At 67.2% G+C, this 20,366-nt stretch carries 21 protein-coding genes and 1 tRNA gene; 21 read left to right on the plus strand and 1 reads right to left on the minus strand.

Going from position 1 to position 20,366, the window contains the following annotated elements:
• The first annotated feature begins 106 nt into the window (after window positions 1–106).
• The 21 genes from ACPWT1_RS13370 (at window position 107) to ACPWT1_RS13470 (ending at window position 18,439) form a co-directional block, all read left to right on the plus strand.
• The gene (locus ACPWT1_RS13370) at window positions 107–1,093 is read left to right on the plus strand and encodes an NAD(P)H-quinone oxidoreductase (protein WP_427911665.1); all 987 of its coding nucleotides are present in this window, start codon (window positions 107–109) and stop codon (window positions 1,091–1,093) included.
• A 10-nt stretch (window positions 1,094–1,103) separates the two neighbouring features.
• Entirely contained in the window at window positions 1,104–1,853 is a 750-nt protein-coding gene (tpiA, locus tag ACPWT1_RS13375) for a triose-phosphate isomerase (RefSeq protein ID WP_427911666.1), read from the plus strand.
• A 37-nt stretch (window positions 1,854–1,890) separates the two neighbouring features.
• On the plus strand, window positions 1,891–2,307 hold the full coding sequence (gene secG / locus ACPWT1_RS13380) for a preprotein translocase subunit SecG (protein ID WP_427911667.1): 417 nt from the start codon (window positions 1,891–1,893) through the stop codon (window positions 2,305–2,307).
• Window positions 2,308–2,442: 135 nt separating this feature from the next.
• Window positions 2,443–2,527: transfer RNA gene (locus tag ACPWT1_RS13385), tRNA-Leu, on the plus strand.
• Between the two features lie 63 nt (window positions 2,528–2,590).
• Complete coding sequence (locus ACPWT1_RS13390) at window positions 2,591–2,962, plus strand: NADH-quinone oxidoreductase subunit A (RefSeq protein WP_427911668.1); 372 nt, start codon at window positions 2,591–2,593, stop codon at window positions 2,960–2,962.
• Window positions 2,963–2,994: 32 nt separating this feature from the next.
• Complete coding sequence (locus ACPWT1_RS13395; RefSeq protein ID WP_027102937.1) at window positions 2,995–3,474, plus strand: NuoB/complex I 20 kDa subunit family protein; 480 nt, start codon at window positions 2,995–2,997, stop codon at window positions 3,472–3,474.
• Window positions 3,471–4,118 carry an NADH-quinone oxidoreductase subunit C gene (locus tag ACPWT1_RS13400; RefSeq protein ID WP_427911669.1) on the plus strand — a complete coding sequence of 216 codons (648 nt, stop codon included), beginning with the start codon at window positions 3,471–3,473 and terminating at the stop codon, window positions 4,116–4,118. Before ACPWT1_RS13395 ends, ACPWT1_RS13400 begins: the two co-directional genes overlap by 4 nt.
• A complete protein-coding gene (locus ACPWT1_RS13405; protein ID WP_427911670.1) occupies window positions 4,111–5,364 on the plus strand; it encodes an NADH-quinone oxidoreductase subunit D in 1,254 nt (417 codons plus the stop codon). The genes ACPWT1_RS13400 and ACPWT1_RS13405 overlap by 8 nt, the downstream gene beginning before the upstream one ends.
• 4 nt (window positions 5,365–5,368) lie before the next feature.
• Window positions 5,369–5,857 (plus strand): NADH-quinone oxidoreductase subunit NuoE, encoded by a 489-nt coding sequence (gene nuoE, locus ACPWT1_RS13410; protein WP_427911671.1) that lies wholly within the window; start codon window positions 5,369–5,371, stop codon window positions 5,855–5,857.
• A gap of 4 nt (window positions 5,858–5,861) precedes the next feature.
• A complete protein-coding gene (nuoF, locus tag ACPWT1_RS13415; protein ID WP_427911672.1) occupies window positions 5,862–7,229 on the plus strand; it encodes an NADH-quinone oxidoreductase subunit NuoF in 1,368 nt (455 codons plus the stop codon).
• 26 nt (window positions 7,230–7,255) lie between these two features.
• Window positions 7,256–9,421 (plus strand): NADH-quinone oxidoreductase subunit NuoG, encoded by a 2,166-nt coding sequence (nuoG, locus tag ACPWT1_RS13420; protein WP_427911673.1) that lies wholly within the window; start codon window positions 7,256–7,258, stop codon window positions 9,419–9,421.
• A complete protein-coding gene (nuoH, locus tag ACPWT1_RS13425) occupies window positions 9,418–10,494 on the plus strand; it encodes an NADH-quinone oxidoreductase subunit NuoH (protein WP_427911674.1) in 1,077 nt (358 codons plus the stop codon). Before nuoG ends, nuoH begins: the two co-directional genes overlap by 4 nt.
• An 8-nt stretch (window positions 10,495–10,502) precedes the next feature.
• Window positions 10,503–11,024, plus strand: a complete 522-nt coding sequence (gene nuoI / locus ACPWT1_RS13430; protein WP_427911675.1) for an NADH-quinone oxidoreductase subunit NuoI — start codon at window positions 10,503–10,505, stop codon at window positions 11,022–11,024.
• A gap of 23 nt (window positions 11,025–11,047) precedes the next feature.
• Window positions 11,048–11,728 (plus strand): NADH-quinone oxidoreductase subunit J, encoded by a 681-nt coding sequence (locus tag ACPWT1_RS13435; protein ID WP_427911676.1) that lies wholly within the window; start codon window positions 11,048–11,050, stop codon window positions 11,726–11,728.
• Complete coding sequence (gene nuoK, locus ACPWT1_RS13440; RefSeq protein ID WP_427911677.1) at window positions 11,725–12,033, plus strand: NADH-quinone oxidoreductase subunit NuoK; 309 nt, start codon at window positions 11,725–11,727, stop codon at window positions 12,031–12,033. The genes ACPWT1_RS13435 and nuoK overlap by 4 nt, the downstream gene beginning before the upstream one ends.
• Before the next feature lie 31 nt (window positions 12,034–12,064).
• Complete coding sequence (gene nuoL, locus ACPWT1_RS13445; protein WP_427911678.1) at window positions 12,065–14,101, plus strand: NADH-quinone oxidoreductase subunit L; 2,037 nt, start codon at window positions 12,065–12,067, stop codon at window positions 14,099–14,101.
• A gap of 13 nt (window positions 14,102–14,114) precedes the next feature.
• Window positions 14,115–15,590 (plus strand): NADH-quinone oxidoreductase subunit M, encoded by a 1,476-nt coding sequence (locus ACPWT1_RS13450; protein ID WP_427911679.1) that lies wholly within the window; start codon window positions 14,115–14,117, stop codon window positions 15,588–15,590.
• 10 nt (window positions 15,591–15,600) lie between these two features.
• Window positions 15,601–17,088, plus strand: coding sequence for an NADH-quinone oxidoreductase subunit NuoN (gene nuoN / locus ACPWT1_RS13455; RefSeq protein WP_427911680.1), 1,488 nt, complete (start codon window positions 15,601–15,603; stop codon window positions 17,086–17,088).
• A gap of 24 nt (window positions 17,089–17,112) precedes the next feature.
• Window positions 17,113–17,421: a DUF2818 family protein gene (locus tag ACPWT1_RS13460; RefSeq protein WP_427911681.1), complete on the plus strand. Its 309-nt coding sequence runs from the start codon at window positions 17,113–17,115 to the stop codon at window positions 17,419–17,421.
• Entirely contained in the window at window positions 17,414–17,989 is a 576-nt protein-coding gene (locus ACPWT1_RS13465) for an NUDIX domain-containing protein (RefSeq protein ID WP_427911682.1), read from the plus strand. The genes ACPWT1_RS13460 and ACPWT1_RS13465 overlap by 8 nt, the downstream gene beginning before the upstream one ends.
• A 9-nt stretch (window positions 17,990–17,998) precedes the next feature.
• The gene (locus ACPWT1_RS13470) at window positions 17,999–18,439 is read left to right on the plus strand and encodes a DUF1178 family protein (protein ID WP_427911683.1); all 441 of its coding nucleotides are present in this window, start codon (window positions 17,999–18,001) and stop codon (window positions 18,437–18,439) included.
• Window positions 18,440–18,580: 141 nt separating this feature from the next.
• Here the strand turns inward: ACPWT1_RS13470 and ACPWT1_RS13475 are convergent, their stop codons facing one another.
• Window positions 18,581–20,356, minus strand: coding sequence for an ABC transporter transmembrane domain-containing protein (locus tag ACPWT1_RS13475; protein ID WP_427911684.1), 1,776 nt, complete (start codon window positions 20,354–20,356; stop codon window positions 18,581–18,583).
• Between the last annotated feature and the right edge of the window lie 10 nt (window positions 20,357–20,366).

A 20,366-nucleotide genomic window follows, 5' to 3' on the forward strand; every position in this document is an offset into this window, starting at 1 on the left:
TGCCCCTGTCATCGCGCGCTTGACCCGCGATCCAGTGCGGCGCGTGCGGCGGGCCTGGATTGCGGGTCGAGCCCGCAGTGACATCCGTCCACGAGGAGCCATTGCCATGAAAGCCGTCGAGATCACCAGTCCCGGTGCCCCCGAGGTCCTGCGCCTCGGCGAACGTCCAGATCCCGCGCCCGGTGCGGACGAGGTGCTGATCCGGGTTGCCGCCAGCGGCGTCAACCGGCCCGACGTGCTGCAGCGCACCGGCAACTACCCGGTGCCGCCCGGCGCGTCCGACATTCCCGGCCTCGAGGTCGCGGGCGAGATCGTCGCCGGCGATGCGCGGGCCATGGCCGCTGCCGGCTTCAAGGTCGGCGACCGCGTCTGCGCGCTGGTCGCCGGCGGCGGCTACGCGCAGCTGTGCGTGGCGCCGGTCGGCCAATGCCTGCCGGTGCCCAAGGGCCTGTCGGACATCGAGGCGGCTTCGCTGCCCGAGACCTTCTTCACCGTCTGGAGCAACGTGTTCGACCGCGGCCGCCTGCAGGCGGGCGAGTGGTTCATGGTGCAGGGCGGCACCAGCGGCATCGGCGTGACGGCCATCCAGATGGCCAAGGCGCTGGGCGCGAAGGTGATCGCCACGGCGGGCAGCGACGAGAAGTGCCAGGCCTGCGTGAAGCTCGGCGCCGACCACGCCATCAACTACAAGACCCAGGACTTCGCCGAGGAGGCGATGAAGCTCACGGGCGACAACGGCGTGGACGTGATCCTGGACATGGTGGCGGGTGCCTACGTGGCGCGTGAGGTGAAGTGCCTGGCCGAGGACGGTCGCCTGGTCATCATCGCCATCCAGGGCGGCACCAAGAGCGAGGTCAACGCGGGGCTGGTGCTGCGTCGCCGCCTGACGGTGACCGGCTCGACGCTGCGTCCGCGGCCGGTTGCCTTCAAGGCGGCCATCGCGGCCAACCTGAAGAAGAACGTGTGGCCGCTGGTCGAGGGCAGGAAGATCCAGCCGGTCATCCACTCGACCTTCGCTGCCGCGGACGCGCCGAAGGCCCACGCGTTGATGGAATCCAACCAGCACGTCGGTAAGATCGTGCTGACCTGGTGATCACGAGAAGATGACGACCAAGAAGAAACTGATCGCCGGCAACTGGAAGATGAACGGCGGCGTGGCCGCCAACGACGCGCTGGTGCGCGCCGTGATTGCGGGCATGAAGGACGCGGCGTGCACAGTCGCAGTCTGCGTGCCGGCCCCGTATCTCTCGCAGCTGCAGGTGCTGCGCCACGGCTCGTCGCTGGAGCTGGGCGCGCAGGACGTGTCGAAGCACGAGCAGGGCGCGTACACCGGCGAGGTGTCGGCCCTCATGCTGAAGGACTTCGGCGTGCGCTACGTCATCGTCGGTCACTCCGAGCGGCGCCAGTACCACGGCGAGGGCGACCAGCTGGTGGCCGACAAGGCCAAGGCCGCGCTGGCCCACGGCATCACGCCGATCGTCTGCGTGGGCGAGACGCTGGCCGAGCGCGAGGCAGGACGCACCGAGGAGGTGGTCAAGCGCCAGCTGGCCGCGGTGATCCACACCAATGGCCACTGCATCAGCGAGATCGTGGTGGCGTACGAGCCCGTGTGGGCCATCGGCACCGGCCGCACCGCCACGCCCGAGCAGGCGCAGCAGGTGCACGCGCGGCTGCGCGCACAGCTGCAGGCCGCCACGCCGCACGCCGACCGCGTGCACATCCTGTACGGCGGGAGCATGAACGCCGCCAACGCCGCCACCCTGCTGGCCCAGCCGGACATCGACGGTGGCCTGATCGGCGGTGCCTCGCTGAAGGCGCCCGACTTCCTGCAGATCATCTCGGCCGCCCGGTGAAGGCGCGGCCCACCATTCGACGAAAGCGACAACTCCAATGAACGTGATCCTCACCCTCGTGCTCGCCGTCCAGATCCTGTCGGCGCTGGGCATGATCGGCCTCATCCTCATCCAGCACGGCAAGGGCGCCGACATGGGCGCGGCGTTCGGCAGCGGCAGCTCGGGCAGCCTGTTCGGCGCCAGCGGCAGCGCCAACTTCCTCTCGCGCACGACGGCCGTGCTGGCCACCATCTTCTTCATCTGCACGCTGGCCCTGGCGTACTTCGGCGGTAGCTACCGCACGCCGGAATCGGGCAGCGTGCTCGAGCGCACGGCAGTCCCGGCTGCCGCGCCCGCGGCCTCCGGTCCGGCAGCCCAGATTCCCGGTGCGGGCGCGCCGGCTGCAGGCACCGGCAATGCCGCCCCGGCGGCGGCCACCCCCGCCTCGGGCGCGGCGCAGATCCCCGCGCGCTGACGAACATTGCCCCGCGAGGGGCACTCATCAGCGCGGCGTCAGCGGAAGCGCATGCGTTTCGGAGTAAACTCCAAGGCTGCCCGGGACGCCAACAACAACGAGAAGAGCCTCACGCCTGTCCGGGCAGCAGACACCGCCGTCGTGGTGAAATTGGTAGACACGCTATCTTGAGGGGGTAGTGGCGAAAGCTGTGCGAGTTCGAGTCTCGCCGACGGCACCAGACAGAAAGAACAAGGCCGCGGGCATCGCCCCGCGGCCTTGAAGCGCCGACCAGAGCCTGCAGATGAACCTTGACCAGTACCTCCCCGTCCTCCTGTTCATTCTGGTCGGCATCGGGGTCGGGGTGCTGCCCCAGGTGCTGGGCTACGTGTTCGCCGGCGCCGCGGGCTTCAACAAGCCCGACGCGGAAAAGAACTCCCCCTACGAGTGCGGCTTCCCGGCCTTCGAGGACGCCCGCATGAAGTTCGACGTTCGCTACTACCTTGTGGCGATCCTGTTCATCCTCTTCGACCTCGAGATCGCGTTCCTCTTCCCCTGGGCGGTGTCCCTGCGCGAGATCGGCCCGGTGGGCTTCTGGTCGATGATGGTCTTCCTCGGGATCCTGGTGGTGGGTTTCGTCTACGAATGGAAGAAGGGCGCGCTCGACTGGGAGTGAGCGGCCCCTGGCGCAAGCCAAGGACACAAGCAATGGCTAACGAAGGCATTCTCGACAAGGGCGTCGTCACGACGACCGTGGACAGCGTCATCAACTGGGCCAAGACCGGCTCGCTGTGGCCGATGACGTTCGGCCTCGCGTGCTGCGCGGTGGAGATGATGCATGCGGGCGCGGCCCGCTACGACATCGACCGGTTCGGCATGCTGTTCCGGCCCAGCCCGCGGCAATCCGACCTGATGATCGTCGCCGGCACGCTGTGCAACAAGATGGCGCCCGCGCTGCGCAAGGTGTACGACCAGATGCCCGAGCCGCGCTGGGTGCTCTCCATGGGCACCTGCGCCAACGGCGGCGGCTACTACCACTACAGCTACTCGGTGGTGCGCGGCTGCGACCGCATCGTGCCCGTCGACGTCTACGTGCCCGGCTGCCCGCCGACGGCCGAGGCCTTGCTGTACGGGATCATCCAGCTGCAGCAGAAGATCCGCCGCACCCAGACCATCGCCCGCGCATGACCGTGAACACTCCCTACGCGGTCGATCCCGCGGCGCTGCACGCGACCATCACGCAAGCGCTGGGCGCTCTCGCCAAGCGCGTCGACCTGCGGCTCGATGAAGTCACCGTCACGGTGACTGCGGACAACTACTACCAGGCCGCGCAGGTGCTGCGCGACCACGCCGGCTGTCGCTTCGAGCAGCTGCTGGACGTGTGCGGCGTCGACTACGCCGACTACCGCAACGGCGAGTGGGACGGCCCGCGCTACGCGGTGGTGTCGCACTTCCTGTCGGTGAGCCTGAACCAGCGCGTGCGACTGCGCGTGTTCGCGGCCGACGACGAACTGCCGGTGGTGGCTTCGCTCACCAGCCTCTGGAGCTCGGCCAACTGGTTCGAGCGCGAGGCGTTCGACCTGTTCGGCATCGTGTTCGACGGCCACCCGGACCTGCGCCGCATCCTCACCGACTACGGCTTCATCGGCCACCCGTTCCGCAAGGACTTCCCGGTGTCCGGCCATGTCGAGATGCGCTACGACCCCGAGCGCCAGCGCGTGATCTACCAGCCGGTGACCATCGAGCCGCGCGAGATCACGCCGCGCATCATCCGCGAGGACAACTACGGCGGCATCCAGCCGGGCCGCGGCATGGGCAACAACAATGGCTGAGATCAAGAACTACACCCTGAACTTCGGCCCGCAGCACCCGGCCGCGCACGGCGTGCTGCGCCTGGTGCTGGAGCTCGATGGCGAGGTGATCCAGCGCGCCGACCCGCACATCGGCCTGCTGCACCGGGCCACCGAGAAGCTGGCCGAGACCCGCACCTTCATCCAGTCGCTGCCCTACATGGACCGGCTGGACTACGTCTCGATGATGTGCAACGAGCACGCCTACTGCCTGGCCATCGAGAAGCTGATGGGCATCGAGGTGCCGATCCGCGCGCAGTACATCCGCGTCATGTTCGCCGAGATCACCCGGCTGCTGAACCACCTGCTGTGGCTCGGCGCGCACGGCCTGGACTGCGGCGCGATGAACATGCTGATCTACTGCTTCCGCGAGCGGGAAGACCTGTTCGACATGTACGAGGCGGTGTCCGGCGCGCGCATGCATGCGGCGTACTTCCGTCCGGGCGGCGTCTACCGCGACCTGCCGGACAGCATGCCGCAGTACAAGGCGAGCAAGGTGCGCAACGAGCGCGAGATCAAGCGCATGAACGAGGACCGGCAGGGTTCGCTGCTGGACTTCATCGACGCCTTCACGCAGCGCTTCCCGGGCTATGTCGACGAGTACGAGACGCTGCTCACCGACAACCGCATCTGGAAGCAGCGCACGGTGGGCATCGGCGTGGTGACGCCCGAGCGCGCCCTCAACCTGGGCTTCACCGGACCGATGCTGCGCGGCAGCGGCATCGCCTGGGACCTGCGCAAGACGCAGCCCTACGAGGTCTACGACAAGATGGACTTCGACATCCCGCTGGGCAAGACCGGCGACTGCTACGACCGCTACCTGGTGCGCGTGCAGGAGATGCGCGAAGCCAATCGCATCATCCAGCAGTGCGTGGCCTGGTTGCGCACCAACCCGGGCCCGGTGATCACCGACAACCACAAGGTGGCACCGCCGGATCGCGAATCCATGAAGACCAACATGGAGGAGCTGATCCACCACTTCAAGCTGTTCTCCGAAGGCTTCCGCGTGCCGGAAGGCGAGGCATATGCCGCGGTGGAACACCCGAAGGGCGAGTTCGGCATCTACATCGTGGCCGACGGCGCCAACAAGCCGTACCGCCTGAAGATCCGGCCGCCGGGTTTCGCGCACCTGGCGGCGATGGACGAGATGGGCCGCGGCCACATGATCGCCGACGCCGTGGCCATCATCGGCACGATGGACATTGTGTTCGGCGAAATTGACCGGTGATCGCATGACCGTCATCAACGATTCCAACCGCGCCCGCTTCGACCGCGAGGTCGCCAAGTACCCCGCGGACCAGAAGCAGTCGGCCGTGATGGCCTGCCTTGCCATCGTGCAGCAGGAGCAGGGCTTCGTGAACCAGGACGCCGAGGAGGCGATCGCCGCGTACCTGGGCATGCCCACCATCGCGGTGCACGAGGTCACGACCTTCTACAACATGTACAACCAGGCGCCGGTCGGCAGGTACAAGCTGAACGTGTGCACCAACCTGCCGTGCCAGCTGCGCGACGGGGCCAAGGCCCTGCACCACCTGGAGAAGAAGCTGGGCATCCGCATGGGCGAGACCACGGCCGACGGCCTGTTCACGCTGCAGCAGAGCGAGTGCCTGGGCGCCTGCGCCGACTCGCCGGTGATGCTGGTCAACGACCGCACCATGTGCAGCTTCATGAGCAACGACAAGCTCGACCAGCTGGTCGACGGTTTGAAGAAAGCGGGCTGACACCATGAACGCCCAGCAAGTGCTCTCGCAGTTCCAGGCCACCGGGGTCCAGACCTGCTTCCACGACCGCCACATCAACCCGCAGATCTACGCGGGCCTGGACGGCACCAACTGGCGCCTGAAGGACTACGAGGCGCGCGACGGCTACAAGGCGCTGCGCAAGATCCTGCACGAGGGCCTGACGCAGGACCAAGTGATCGCCACCGTCAAGGAATCGGCGCTGCGCGGCCGCGGCGGCGCAGGCTTCCCGACGGGCCTGAAGTGGTCGTTCATGCCGCGCCAGTTCCCGGGCCAGAAGTACCTGGTGTGCAACTCCGACGAGGGTGAGCCGGGCACGTGCAAGGACCGCGACATCCTGCACTACAACCCGCACATCGTCATCGAGGGAATGATCATCGCGGCGTTCGCGATGGGCATCTCCGTGGGCTACAACTACATCCACGGCGAGATCTTCCAGACCTACGAGCGCTTCGAGGAAGCGCTGGAAGAGGCCCGCGTGGCCGGCTACCTGGGCGGCAACATCATGGGCTCGAACTTCTCGTTCCAGCTGCATGCGGCCCACGGCTTCGGCGCCTACATCTGCGGCGAGGAGACCGCGCTGCTCGAATCGCTGGAAGGCAAGAAGGGCCAGCCGCGCTTCAAGCCGCCGTTCCCGGCCAGCTTCGGCCTGTACGGCAAGCCCACCACGATCAACAACACCGAGACGTTCGCGGCGGTGCCCTGGATCATCCGCAACGGCGGCCAGGCCTACCTCGAATGCGGCAAGCCGAACAACGGCGGCACCAAGATCTTCTCGGTGTCGGGCGACGTCGAGATGCCCGGCAACTACGAGATCCCGCTCGGCACGCCCTTCAGCAAGCTGCTGGAGCTGTGCGGCGGCGTGCGCGGCGGCAGGAAGCTCAAGGCCGTGATCCCCGGTGGATCGTCGGCGCCGGTGCTGCCGGCCGACATCATGATGACCTGCACGATGGACTACGACTCCATCGCCAAGGCCGGCTCGATGCTCGGCTCGGGCGCGGTGATCGTGATGGACGAGACGCGCGACATGGTCGAAAGCCTGCTGCGCCTGTCGTACTTCTACATGCACGAGTCCTGCGGCCAGTGCACGCCGTGCCGCGAGGGCACCGGCTGGCTGTGGCGCGTGGTCGACCGCATCCAGAACGGCCATGGCAAGCCGGCCGACATCGAGCTGCTGAATTCGGTGGCCGACAACATCCAGGGCCGCACCATCTGCGCCCTTGGCGACGCGGCGGCGATGCCGGTGCGCGCCATGATCAAGCACTTCAAGCACGAGTTCGAGGCCAAGATCGCGCGCACCGATGCGCGCATCGACCAGCCGCGCGACATCGTGCCCGCCGGCGCGAGGGCATAAGGCGCTGCGCGCCCGAGAACACACACATGGCTGAAATCACACTGGACGGACAGAAGGTCGAGATCGCCGACGGCAGCATGGTCATGCATGCGGCCGAGAAGGCCGGCACCTACATCCCGCATTTCTGCTACCACAAGAAGCTCTCCATCGCGGCCAACTGCCGCATGTGCCTCGTCGACGTCGAGAAGGCGCCCAAGCCGATGCCGGCCTGCGCCACGCCCGTCACCAACGGGATGATCGTGCGAACGCGCAGCGACAAGGCGATCAAGGCGCAGCAGTCGGTGATGGAGTTCCTCCTCATCAACCACCCGCTGGACTGCCCGATCTGCGATCAGGGCGGCGAATGCCAGCTGCAGGACCTGGCCGTGGGCTACGGCGGCTCCTCCTCGCGCTACGAGGAAGAAAAGCGCGTCGTGCTGCACAAGGACGTCGGCCCGCTGATCTCCATGGAGGAGATGAGCCGCTGCATCCACTGCACCCGCTGCGTGCGCTTCGGCCAGGAAGTGGCCGGCGTGATGGAGCTGGGCATGGTCAACCGCGGCGAGCATTCCGAGATCACCACGGTGCTGGGCGACACGGTCGACTCCGAGGTGTCCGGCAACATGATCGACCTGTGCCCGGTCGGCGCGCTCACCAGCAAGCCGTTCCGCTACAGCGCCCGCAACTGGGAGCTGTCGCGCCGCAAGTCGGTGGCGCCGCACGATTCGTCGGGTGCCAACCTGATCGTGCAGGTGAAGAACAACCGCGTGATGCGCGTGCTGCCGCTGGAGAACGAGGCCGTCAACGAATGCTGGCTGGCCGACCGTGACCGCTTCTCGTACGAGGCCCTGAACAGCGACGAGCGCCTCACCGCGCCCATGCTGAAGCAGGGCGGCGAGTGGAAGCAGGTCGACTGGCAGACCGCCCTCGAGTACGTCGCCAACGGCCTGAAGCAGATCAAGGCCGACCACGGCGCCAAGAGCATCGGCGTGCTGGCCAGCCCGCACAGCACGGTGGAGGAGCTGTTCCTCGCCGGCCAGCTGGTGCGCGGCCTCGGCTCCGAGAACATCGACTACCGCCTGCGCAACGCGCAGTTCACGACGCACGACGGCGTCCATTGGCTGGGCACCAGCATCGCGTCGTTGTCGGACCTGCAAGGGGCGCTGGTCATCGGCTCCAACCTGCGCAAGGACCACCCGCTGTTCTCGCTGCGAATCCGCGCGGCGGCCCGCAAGGGCGCCCGCATCGCGCGCATCCACGACACCACGCACGACTGGGCGATGCCGCTCGCGGCTTCGTCCACCATGCCCGCGTCGCAGTGGGCGCAGGCACTGGCCGACGTCGCCACCGTCATCGCCGGCGAGAAGAGCGGCACCGCACCCGCGAAGGGCCACGCCACCGACGCCGCCAAGGCCCTGGCCGCAGCGCTGCTCTCCGGCGAGCGCAGGGCCATCCTGCTGGGCAATGCCGCCGCGCACCACGCCAATGCCAGCACGCTGCTCGCGCTGGCGCAGTGGATCGGCGAGGCCACCGGCGCCACCGTTGGCTACCTCACCGAAGCCGCCAACACCGTGGGCGCGCAGCTCGTCAACGCGCTGCCGGGCAACGGCGGACTCAACGCCGGCCAGATGCTGGCGGGCCACCTGAAGGCCGCGATCCTGCTGAACACCGAGCCGGAGTTCGACTCCGCCGCCGGCGCCCGCGCGGCCGAGGCCCTGTCGAAGGCCGAGATGGTCGTCACGCTCAGCCCGTTCAAGGCCAACCTGGCGTTCAGCGACGTGCTGCTGCCCATCGCACCGTGGACCGAGACGCCCGGCACCTTCGTCAATGCCGAAGGCCGCGTGCAGTCGTTCCATGCGGTGGTCAAGCCGCTCGCCGACACGCGTCCGGGCTGGAAGGTGCTGCGCGTGCTGGGCAACATGCTGGGCCTGCAGGGCTTCGGCTACGAATCCGCCTCCGAGGTGCTGGTCGCCGCGCGCGGTCAGGCCGATGCGCAGCAGGCGATGGTGCAGGGCGGCAAGCTCTCCAATCGCACCGGCGCTGCCATCGACCTGTCGGTGCAGGCCGCGACCCCGGTCACCGCCGCCATCTACCAGCTCGATGGCATCGTGCGCCGCGCCGAGTCGCTGCAGCTCACGGCCGATGGCCAGGCGGCGCTGCCGCCGGAAGTGCGGCGTGCCACCGCCGTTCGCCGGGAAGAGGTGCTCGCATGATCGATTCGATCTACGGCTTCGGCAACGGCCTGCTGGCCGCGCCCTGGTGGTCGGCCGCCGGCTGGCCCGTCATCTGGACTTTGATCAAGATCGTGGTCGTGGTGGCGCCGCTCATGGGCTGCGTCGCCTACCTCACGCTCTGGGAGCGCAAGGCCATCGGGTTCACGCAGCTGCGCCCGGGCCCCAACCGCACCGGCTTCGGTGGCGTGCTGCAGCCGATCGCCGACGCCTTCAAGCTTCTGACGAAGGAGATCATCCTTCCCACGGTGGCCAACAAGGGCCTGTTCCTGCTCGGGCCCATCATGACCATCATGCCGGCGCTGGCGGCGTGGGCGGTGATCCCGTTCGGCCCCGACACCGCGCTGGCCAACATCAACGCCGGCCTGCTGTTCCTGATGGCCATCACCTCGCTCGAGGTGTACGGCGTGATCATCGCCGGCTGGGCCTCCAACTCGAAGTACGCCTTCCTCGGCGCACTGCGGGCGTCGGCGCAGATGGTGAGCTACGAGATCGCGATGGGCTTCGCGCTGGTCGTGGTGCTGATGGTGACCGGCAGCCTCAACATGACCGACGTGGTCATGAGCCAGGGCCGCGGCCACTTCGCCGCGATGGGCCTGAACATCCTGTCCTGGAACTGGCTGCCGCTGCTGCCGATCTTCCTCGTGTACTTCATCTCCGGCCTGGCCGAGACCAACCGCCACCCGTTCGACGTGGTGGAAGGCGAGTCCGAGATCGTGGCGGGCCACATGATCGAGTACTCGGGCATGAGCTTCGCCATGTTCTTCCTGGCCGAGTACGCCAACATGTGGCTGGTCTCGATCCTGGCGGTGATCATGTTCCTGGGCGGCTGGATCGCGCCGTTCGAGGTGCTCTCGTTCATCCCGGGCTGGATCTGGCTGGGCCTGAAGACCTTCGTGGTCGTGACCATGTTCCTGTGGGTGCGCTCCACGTTCCCGCGCTATCGCTACGACCAGATCATGCGCCTGGGCTGGAAGATCTTCATCCCGGTCACGCTGGTCTGGCTGGTCGTCGTCGGCGCCTGGATGCAGACGCCCTACAACATCTGGAAGTAACGGACGCCATGTCCACCACCACCCTGAACCGCCAAGCGTCGGCGTTCTCGCTCAAGGACTTCCTCTCCAGCTTCATGCTGGTGGAGCTGTTCAAGGGCCTGCGCATCACGGGCAAGTACTTCTTCGCCCGCAAGATCACGGTGCAGTTCCCGGAAGAAAAGACGCCGCTGTCGCCGCGCTTCCGCGGCCTGCACGCGCTGCGCCGCTACGAGAACGGCGAGGAACGCTGCATCGCCTGCAAGCTGTGCGAAGCCGTGTGCCCGGCGCTGGCCATCACCATCGAGTCCGACCAGCGCGCCGACGGCACCCGCCGCACCACGCGCTACGACATCGACCTCACCAAGTGCATCTTCTGCGGCTTCTGCGAGGAGAGCTGCCCGGTCGATTCCATCGTCGAGACCCACATCCTCGAGTACCACGGCGAGAAGCGCGGCGACCTGTACTACACCAAGGACATGCTCCTGGCCGTGGGCGACCGCTACGAAAAAGAGATCGCGGCCAACAAGGCGGCGGACGCCAAGTACCGCTGAACCGGTCCGAGAACGACAACATCATGGACATCAAGACCGGTTTCTTCTACCTGTTCTCGGCAGTGCTGCTGTTCGCGGCCTTCCGGGTCATCACCGCGCGCAACCCCGTGTATGCGGCGCTGTACCTCGTGCTGGCGTTCTTCCAGGCCGCCGCCGTGTGGATCCTGCTCAAGGCCGAATTCCTGGCCATCTCGCTGGTGCTGGTGTATGTCGGCGCGGTGATGGTGCTGTTCCTGTTCGTCGTGATGATGCTGGACATCGACGTGGCGAGCCTGCGCGCGGGCTTCTGGAAGCACTTCCCGCTGGCGGCGATCGTCGGCGTGATCATCGCGCTCGAAATGGCAGCGGTGCTGATGGGCGGCTTCCGTCCCGCCGAGCCCGTGAACGGACCCGCAGCCGCGCAGGTGGCCCAGGCCGGCGGCACGGCCGTCGCGCAGGTGTCCAACACGCGCGAGCTGGGCAAGCTGCTGTACACGCAGTACCTGTTCCCGCTGGAGATCGCCGCCGTGCTGCTGCTGGTGGCGATCGTCGCCGCCATCGCGCTCACGCTGCGCGAGCGCAAGGACAGCAAGCACATGGACCCGGGTGAGCAGGTGAAGGTGCGCGCGCGCGACCGCCTGCAGGTGATCAAGATGCCGCCAGTGATGCCGCAACCCCAGCCCGAGCCGGTCGCCGCGGCCGCTTCGGAAGGAGCGAAGGCATGAGCCTGACTCTCGGTCATTTCCTGTCGCTGGGCGCGATCCTGTTCGCGCTGTCCGTCGTCGGCATCTTCCTGAACCGCCGCAACCTGATCGTGCTGCTGATGGCCATCGAGCTGATGCTGCTGGCGGTCAACATGAACTTCGTGGCGTTCTCCTACTACCTGGGCGACATGCACGGCCAAGTGTTCGTGTTCTTCATCCTCACCGTGGCCGCCGCCGAATCGGCGATCGGCCTGGCCATCCTCGTGCTGCTGTTCCGCAACAAGTCGAACATCAACGTCGAAGACCTGAACATGCTCAAGGGCTGAGGCCACAAGCAGCCCTGCGCAGAAAAGAAACATGAGCCAGACACTCTCAGCATCGGCGCTGCTCGCCGTTCCGCTGGCGCCGCTCGCGGGCGCCGCGCTGGCGGGCATCCTGGGCACCACCTTCGGTGGCAACCGGATCGGGCGGACGCTTTCGCACACCTTCACCATCCTCGGGGTGTTCATCGCCTTCGTGATCTCGGCGATGACGCTCAAGAGCGTGGCCATGGACGGCGCGCGCTTCAACCAGACCATCTATGAATGGATGGTGGTCGGCGGCCTGAAGATGGAGGTCGGCTTCCTGGTCGACGGCCTCACGGCCATGATGATGTTCGTGGTGACCTTCGTGTCGCTGATGGTGCACATCTACACCATCGGGTACATGGAGGAGGACGACGGCTACAACCGCTTCTTCTCGTACATCTCCCTCTTCACCTTCTCGATGCTCATGCTGGTCATGAGCAACAACTTCCTGCAGCTGTTCTTCGGCTGGGAAGCGGTGGGCCTGGTGTCGTACCTGCTGATCGGCTTCTGGTTCAACAAGCCCAGCGCCATCTTCGCCAACATGAAGGCGTTCCTGGTCAACCGGGTCGGCGACTTCGGCTTCATCCTGGGCATCGGCCTCATCGCCGCCTTCGCGGGCACCCTCAGCTACGCCGAGACCTTCGCCAAGGCCGAGGAGATCGCCAAGCTCACGTTCCCGGGCACCGACTGGATGCTGGTCACCGTGATCTGCATCTGCCTGTTCATCGGCGCGATGGGCAAGAGCGCGCAGTTCCCGCTGCATGTCTGGCTGCCCGATTCGATGGAAGGCCCGACCCCGATCTCGGCGCTGATCCACGCCGCCACGATGGTGACGGCCGGCATCTTCATGGTGGCGCGCATGTCGCCGCTGTTCGAGCTGTCCGACGTCGCGCTGTCGTTCATCCTGGTGATCGGCGCCATCACGGCCCTGTTCATGGGCTTCCTGGGCATCATCCAGAACGACATCAAGCGCGTGGTGGCGTACTCCACGCTCTCGCAGCTGGGCTACATGACCGTGGCGCTCGGCGCTTCCGCGTACTCGGTGGCCGTGTTCCACCTGATGACGCACGCGTTCTTCAAGGCGCTGCTGTTCCTCGCGGCGGGCTCGGTGATCATCGGCATGCACCACAACCAGGACATCCGCTGGATGGGCAACGTGCGCAAGTACATGCCGATCACCTGGATCACCTCGCTGATCGGCTCGCTGGCCCTGATCGGCACGCCGCTGTTCGCCGGCTTCTATTCCAAGGACTCGATCATCGAGGCCGTGCACCTGTCGAAGCTGCCGGGCGCGGGCTTCGCTTACTTCGCGGTGATGGCGGGCGTGTTCGTCACGGCGTTCTATTCGTTCCGCCTGTACTTCCTGGTGTTCCACGGCAAGGAGCGCTTCGACCAGGCGCCGGCGCACCACAGCGACGATCCGGCCGAGGAGCCCGATCCGCACCACCACCACGACGAGCACCACACGCCGCACGAGTCGCCCTGGGTGGTGACGGTGCCGCTGATCCTGCTGGCGTTCCCGTCGGTGGTCATCGGCTTCCTCACCATCGGCCCGATGCTGTACGGCGACTTCTTCAAGGACGCCATCTTCGTCAACCTCGAGCGCCATCCGGGCCTGGAGGAGATGACCAAGGAATTCCACGGCGCCGCCGCGATGGCCCTGCACGGGCTGACGTCGCCGGTGTTCTGGCTGGCGTTGGCCGGCGTGGTCCTGGCCTGGTACATGTACATGGTCAACACCGCGCTGCCGGCGCGCATCCAGCGCATGTTCCGCCCCGTCTACGAAGTCCTGGAGAACAAGTACTACATGGACTGGTTCAACGAGAACGTGCTTGCGCGCGGCGCACGCCTGCTGGGCGTGGGACTGTGGAAGGGCGGTGACCAGGCGGTGATCGACGGCACCATGGTCAACGGCAGCGCGCACGTGGTCGGCTGGTTCGCCGGCGTGACCCGCCGCCTGCAATCGGGATACATCTACCACTACGCACTCGCAATGATCGTCGGCGTCTTCGTGCTGATGACGTGGTTCGTCTGGCTCGGCCGATAAGGAGAAGAACAAAGTGGGAGTGCTCAGCCTCGCCATCTGGACGCCGATCGTGTTCGGCACCGTGCTGCTCGCGCTGGGACGCGACGAGCAGGTGCGGGCCGTGCGGTGGATCGCGCTGATCGGCGCCGTCGTCAGTTTCCTGGTCACGTTGCCGCTGTATGGCGCGTTCAAGCTCGGCACGCCCGAGATGCAGTTCGTCGAGAACGCGCCGTGGATTCCGCGGTTCAACATCAACTACCACCTGGGCCTGGACGGCATCTCGTTCTGGTTCGTGCTGCTGACGGCCTTCATCACCGTCATCGTGGTGATCTCCGCCTGGGAGGCGATCACCGAACGCGTCAACCAGTACATGGGCGCGTTCCTGATCCTGTCGGGCCTGATGATCGGCGTGTTCACCGCGCTCGACGCGATGCTGTTCTACGTGTTCTTCGAGGCCACGCTGATCCCGATGTACCTGATCATCGGCATCTGGGGCGGCCCGCGGAAGATCTACGCCGCCTTCAAGTTCTTCCTGTACACGCTGCTCGGTTCGCTGCTGATGCTGATCGCGCTGATCTACCTGTACAGCAAGTCCGGCGGCAGCTTCGACATCCTCACCTGGCACAAGTTGCCGCTGCCGGGCACCGTGCAGACGCTGCTGTTCTTCGGCTTCTTCGCGGCGTTCGCCGTGAAGGTGCCGATGTGGCCGGTGCACACCTGGCTGCCCGACGTGCACGTGGAGGCGCCCACCGGGGGCTCCGCCGTGCTGGCGGCCATCATGCTGAAGCTGGGGGCCTACGGCTTCCTGCGCTTCTCGATGCCGATCGCGCCCGACGCCTCGCGCGAGTGGGCCTGGTTCATCATCGCGCTGTCGATCATCGCGGTGATCTACGTGGGCCTGGTGGCGATGGTGCAGCAGGACATGAAGAAGCTGGTGGCCTATTCGTCCGTGGCGCACATGGGCTTCGTCACGCTGGGCTTCTTCATCTTCAATCCGCTGGGCGTGTCCGGCGGCCTGGTGCAGATGATCGCGCACGGCTTCGTGTCCGGCGCCATGTTCCTGTGCATCGGCGTGCTGTACGACCGGGTGCACTCGCGCGAGATCGCCAGCTACGGCGGCGTGGTCAACACCATGCCCAACTTCGCGGCATTCGCGCTGCTGTTCGCGATGGCCAACTGCGGCCTGCCGGCCACCGCCGGTTTCGTCGGCGAGTGGATGGTGATCCTGGGGTCCGTCAAGGCCAACTTCTGGATCGGCCTGATGGCCGCCACCGCGCTGGTCTGGGGCGCCGCCTACACGCTGTGGATGTACAAGCGCGTGTACCTGGGTCCGGTGGCCAACGACGACGTGCGCCAGCTCACCGACATCAACAAGCGCGAGTTCCTGATGCTGGGACTGCTCGCGGTCGCCGTGCTGTACATGGGCATCCATCCGAAGCCCTTCACCGACGTCATGGAGTCGTCGGTCGACAACTTCCTGAAGCACGTGAGTGCGTCGAAACTGAACTGAAGGCACGCAGATGCTGGATACCCTGAGCCTCATCGTCGTCTCGCCGGAGATCGTGCTGCTGGTGATGGCCTGCGTGATCGCGCTGGTCGACCTGGGCGTGACGACGCGCCTGCGCGGCACCACCTACTGGCTGACGCTGCTGACGCTGGCCGCCGTGGCCTTCCTCACCGCCGACTTCGCCGTGCGCGGCGAGACGTTCTACGCCTTCAACAAGATGGTGGTGAGCGATCCCATGGCCAACTGGCTGAAGTGCTTCTCGTCCATCGCGCTGATGGTCACGCTGGTCTACGGCCGCCCGTACGCCGCCGACCGCCAGATGCTGCGCGGCGGCGAGATGTTCACGCTGTCGCTGTTCGCGCTGCTGGGCATGTTCGTCATGATCTCGGCCAGCAACTTCCTGCTGATCTACATCGGCCTGGAGCTCATGACGCTATGCAGCTACGCCCTGGTGGCGCTGCGCCGCGACAACGAGGTCGCCACCGAGGCGGCGATGAAGTACTTCGTGCTGGGCGCGATGGCCTCGGGCTTCCTGCTCTATGGCCTGTCGATGCTGTACGGCGCCACCGGCACGCTGGACATCAACGAGGTGTTCCGCGTCATCGGCAGCGGTCGCGTGCAGCACCAGGTGCTGGTGTTCGGCCTGGTGTTCATCGTGTCGGGCCTCGCCTTCAAGCTGGGTGCGGCGCCGTTCCACATGTGGATCCCCGACGTCTACCAGGGCGCGCCGACGGCCATCACGCTGCTGATCGGATCGGCCCCCGAGCTGGCCGCGTTCGGCATCGCCATCCGCCTGCTGGTGGAAGGCATGATCCCGCTGGCGCTGGACTGGCAGCAGATGCTGATGCTGCTGGCCGTGGCGTCCCTGCTGGTGGGCAACCTGGCCGCCATCGCGCAGAGCAACCTCAAGCGCATGCTGGCGTATTCGACCATCGCGCAGATGGGCTTCGTGGTGCTGGGCCTGGCCGCGGGCGTGGTCAACGGCACGACGAACAACGCCCAGTTCGCCTACAGCGCCTCGATGTTCTACATCGTGACCTACGTGCTCACCACGCTGGGCTCCTTCGGCATCATCCTGCTGCTGGCGCGCGAGGGCTTCGAGAGTGACGAGATCTCCGACCTGGCCGGCCTGAACCAGCGCAGCCCCCTGTACGCCGGCATCATGGCCGTGTGCATGTTCTCGCTGGCCGGCGTGCCGCCGCTGGTGGGCTTCTGGGGCAAGCTGTTCGTGCTGCAGGCGCTGGTCGCCTCCGGCAACCCGCTCTACATCGGGCTGGCGATCTTCGCGGTGGTGATGTCGCTGATCGGCGCGTTCTACTACCTGCGCGTGGTCAAGGTCATGTACTTCGACTCGCCGATCACCGCGACCACGGTGTCGGCTCCGGCCGACGTGCGCGCCGTGCTGACCGTCAACGGTGCCCTGGTGCTGATCCTGGGCCTGGTGCCGGGCGGGCTGCTGGCGCTGTGCGCCGAAGCCATCGTCAAGACACTGGCAACCTGACCGGCCGCATCGCGGGCTGAGCGCGTGTCGCAGACCGCCTCCATCTGGATGGTCATCGTGGTGGCGGCCATCGCCGCCAACCTGCCGTTCCTGGCCGACCGCCACCTGTTCGCGGCCGTGCCGCTGCGGCACTCCAAGCCGCTGGCGCTGCGCCTGGCCGAACTGGTGGTCCTGTACTTCCTGGTCGGTGCGCTGGGCCTGGCGCTCGAGAACCGCCTGGGGCAGATCGCGCCGCAGGGCTGGGAGTTCTACGCCGTCACCGGCGCGCTGTTCCTCACGCTCGCCTTCCCCGGCTTCGTCTGGCGCTACCTCGCGAAGCGCCGCCATGGCTGAAGACGACCGGCATCTCGCCGAGCGCGCGCTGTCGCGCGAGGAACTGCTGCGCGGCCATTTCCTGCATGCGGTGCGCGAGCAGGTGGCGCTGCCCGACGGCAGCCGTGCCACCCGCGAATTCATCCTGCATCCCGGGGCGGTGATGGTGATCCCGCTGCTGGACGACGGCCGCGTGGTGCTGGAGCGCCAGTGGCGGCATCCGCTCGGCCGCGTCATGGTCGAATTCCCGGCCGGCAAGCTCGACGCCGGCGAGGATCGCCTGGCGTGCGCGCGCCGCGAACTGCAGGAGGAGACCGGCTACACCGCGCGCGAGTGGGCCCATGCGGGCGTGCTGCATCCGGTCATCTCGTACTCCACGGAGTTCATCGATATCTGGTTCGCGCGCGGGCTCACGGCCGGCGAGCGGCGCCTGGACGAGGGCGAGTTCCTCGACGTCTTCGCCGCCACGCCGCAGGAGCTGCTGGCGTGGTGCCGCGACGGCCGCGTGACGGATGCCAAGACGCTCACCGGCGCACTGTGGCTGCAGAACGTCCTGTCGGGCGCATGGGAACTCGACTGGCGCGGATAATCCCGTGCCATGAAGGTCCTGAACCTGCAGTGCTCCCACCAGCATGTCTTCGAAGGCTGGTTCGGCTCGGACGACGAGTTCCAGGGCCAGCTGGCGGGCGGCCTGCTCGAGTGCCCGCTGTGCGGTGACACCGGCATCACCAAGCTGCCCTCCGCCCCGCGCCTGAACCTGGGCGCGCAGCCCGCGCCTGCCGCCAAGCAGGAAGTCGCCGCGACGCCCGATGTGTCGATGCAGCGCGCGTGGCTGCAGATGGTGCGCCATGTGATGGCCAATACCGAGGACGTCGGCGAGCGCTTCGCGGAAGAAGTGCGGCGCATCCACCATGGCGAGTCCGAGGAGCGGGGCATCCGCGGGCAGGCGTCGCGCGAGGAGACCGAGGCGCTGCTGGAAGAGGGCATCGGCGTGTTGCCGCTGCCGATCCCGAAGGCGCTCAAGGGGCCGGTGCAGTAGAGGCGGGGACGGACAGCCGAACGCAAAAGGCGCCAAAGGGCCGCAAAAGTCGCAAAAGAGCGAAGGGATCTTCGGATCCCTTTTTCATTTCTTCGTTTTGCGTCTTTCGCGTCTTTTGCGTTCGGCTGTCCGCTTCCGCCTTCACTCCAGCAATTGCAACGCCGCCAGCCGTGCATAGACGCCCCCAGCCGCGACGAGCTCCTCGTGCCGCCCCTGCTCGACGATCCGCCCGTGGTCCAGCACCACGATGCGATCGGCCTGCTGCACGGTTGCGAGCCGATGCGCGATGACCAGCGTCGTTCGGTTGCGCATCGCTGAAGCAAGCGCCGCCTGCACCATCCGCTCGCTCTCTGCATCGAGTGCGCTGGTGGCTTCATCCAGCAACAGCAGCGGCGGATTCTTCAGGATCGCGCGCGCGATCGCGATGCGCTGGCGTTGGCCGCCGGACAGGCGCACCCCGCGCTCGCCGAGGAAGGTCGCATACCCCTCGGGCAGGGCCTCGAGGAAGTCGTGGGCGTAAGCGGCGCGAGCAGCCTGCACCACCTCGTCGTCAGTCGCATCGGGGCGCCCGTAGCGGATGTTCTCCATGGCGCTGGCCGAGAACACCACCGGCTCCTGCGCAACCAGCGCCATGCCTGAGCGAAGCTCCTGCAGCGCGCGATCGCGGGCCGGGACGCCATCGACCACGACGCGCCCCTGCGCCGGGTCATAGAAGCGCAGCAGCAGCGAGAACACGGTGGACTTGCCTGCGCCGCTGGGGCCCACGAGTGCCACCGTCTCGCCGGGCGCGATGGCCAGCGCGAAGTCCCGCAGCGCCGGCGTGCGCGGGCGCGAAGGGTAATGGAAGCCGACCTGCTCGAAGCGCACGGCGCTGCCAGCGACAGGAGCGGGCACGGTGACAGGCTGTGCCGGCGACGCGACCGGCGAGCTGCTGGCCAGCAGTTCCATCAGGCGCTCCGTGGCGCCCGCCGCGCGCAGCAGGTCGCCGTAGACCTCGCCCAGCACCGCGACGGCGCCCGCGAAGATGATCACGTACAGCGCGGCCTGCCCCAGCTGTCCCGCGGTGATGTCACCGGCGGCCACCGCCTGCGCGCCGCGGTACAGGCCCCACAGCAGCAGCGCCGCGTTGGCGATGATGATGAAGGCCACCAGCACGGCGCGCGCCCTGGTCCGTCGCACGCCGGTGTGGAAGGCGTCGTTGGTCGCCTGCGCGAACCGCCGTGCCTCGCGCGCCTCGCCGGTGTAGCTCTGGACCACCGGGATCGCGTTCAGCACCTCCGCCGCGATGGCGCTGGAGCCGGCCACGCGATCCTGGCTCGCACGCGAGAGCCTGCGCACGCGGCGGCCGAAGACCATCGCAGGCACCACCACCAGCAGCACGGCCGCCAGCACCAGCGCCATCACATACGGGTGCGTCCACACCAGCATGCCCAGCGCACCCACGCCCATGACGAGGTTGCGCAGGCCCATGGAGAACGAGGAGCCGACCACGGTCTGCACGAGCGTGGTGTCGGTGGTCAGGCGCGACAGCACCTCGCCCGTCTGCGTGGTCTCGAAGAACTCCGGGCTCTGTTCGATCACGTGCGCGTACACGGCGCTCCGGAGATCCGCCGTCACCCGCTCGCCGAGCCAGCTCACCGTGTAGAACCGCGCCGCCGAGAACAGGCCCAGCGCAACTGCCACGGCGAACAGCTCGAGGAAGTGCGTGCGCAGGGCGACGAGCCGCTCACCCTCGCCGGCGCCCACCAGGCCCTGGTCGATCAGCGTGCGCAGGGCGACGGGGAAGAGCAGGGTGGCCGACGCCGCGAGCACCAGGAACAGGCCGGCCAGCGCGATGCGGCCGCGGTAGGGCCGCAGGAACGGCAGCAGGCCCGACAGCGATTGCGGAGAGCCCTTGGCAGGCGCGGGATCGGGCATGCGGCCAGTG

It is taken from the genome of Ramlibacter sp. MMS24-I3-19, from assembly GCF_050320135.1.
Lineage (GTDB): Bacteria > Pseudomonadota > Gammaproteobacteria > Burkholderiales > Burkholderiaceae_C > Ramlibacter.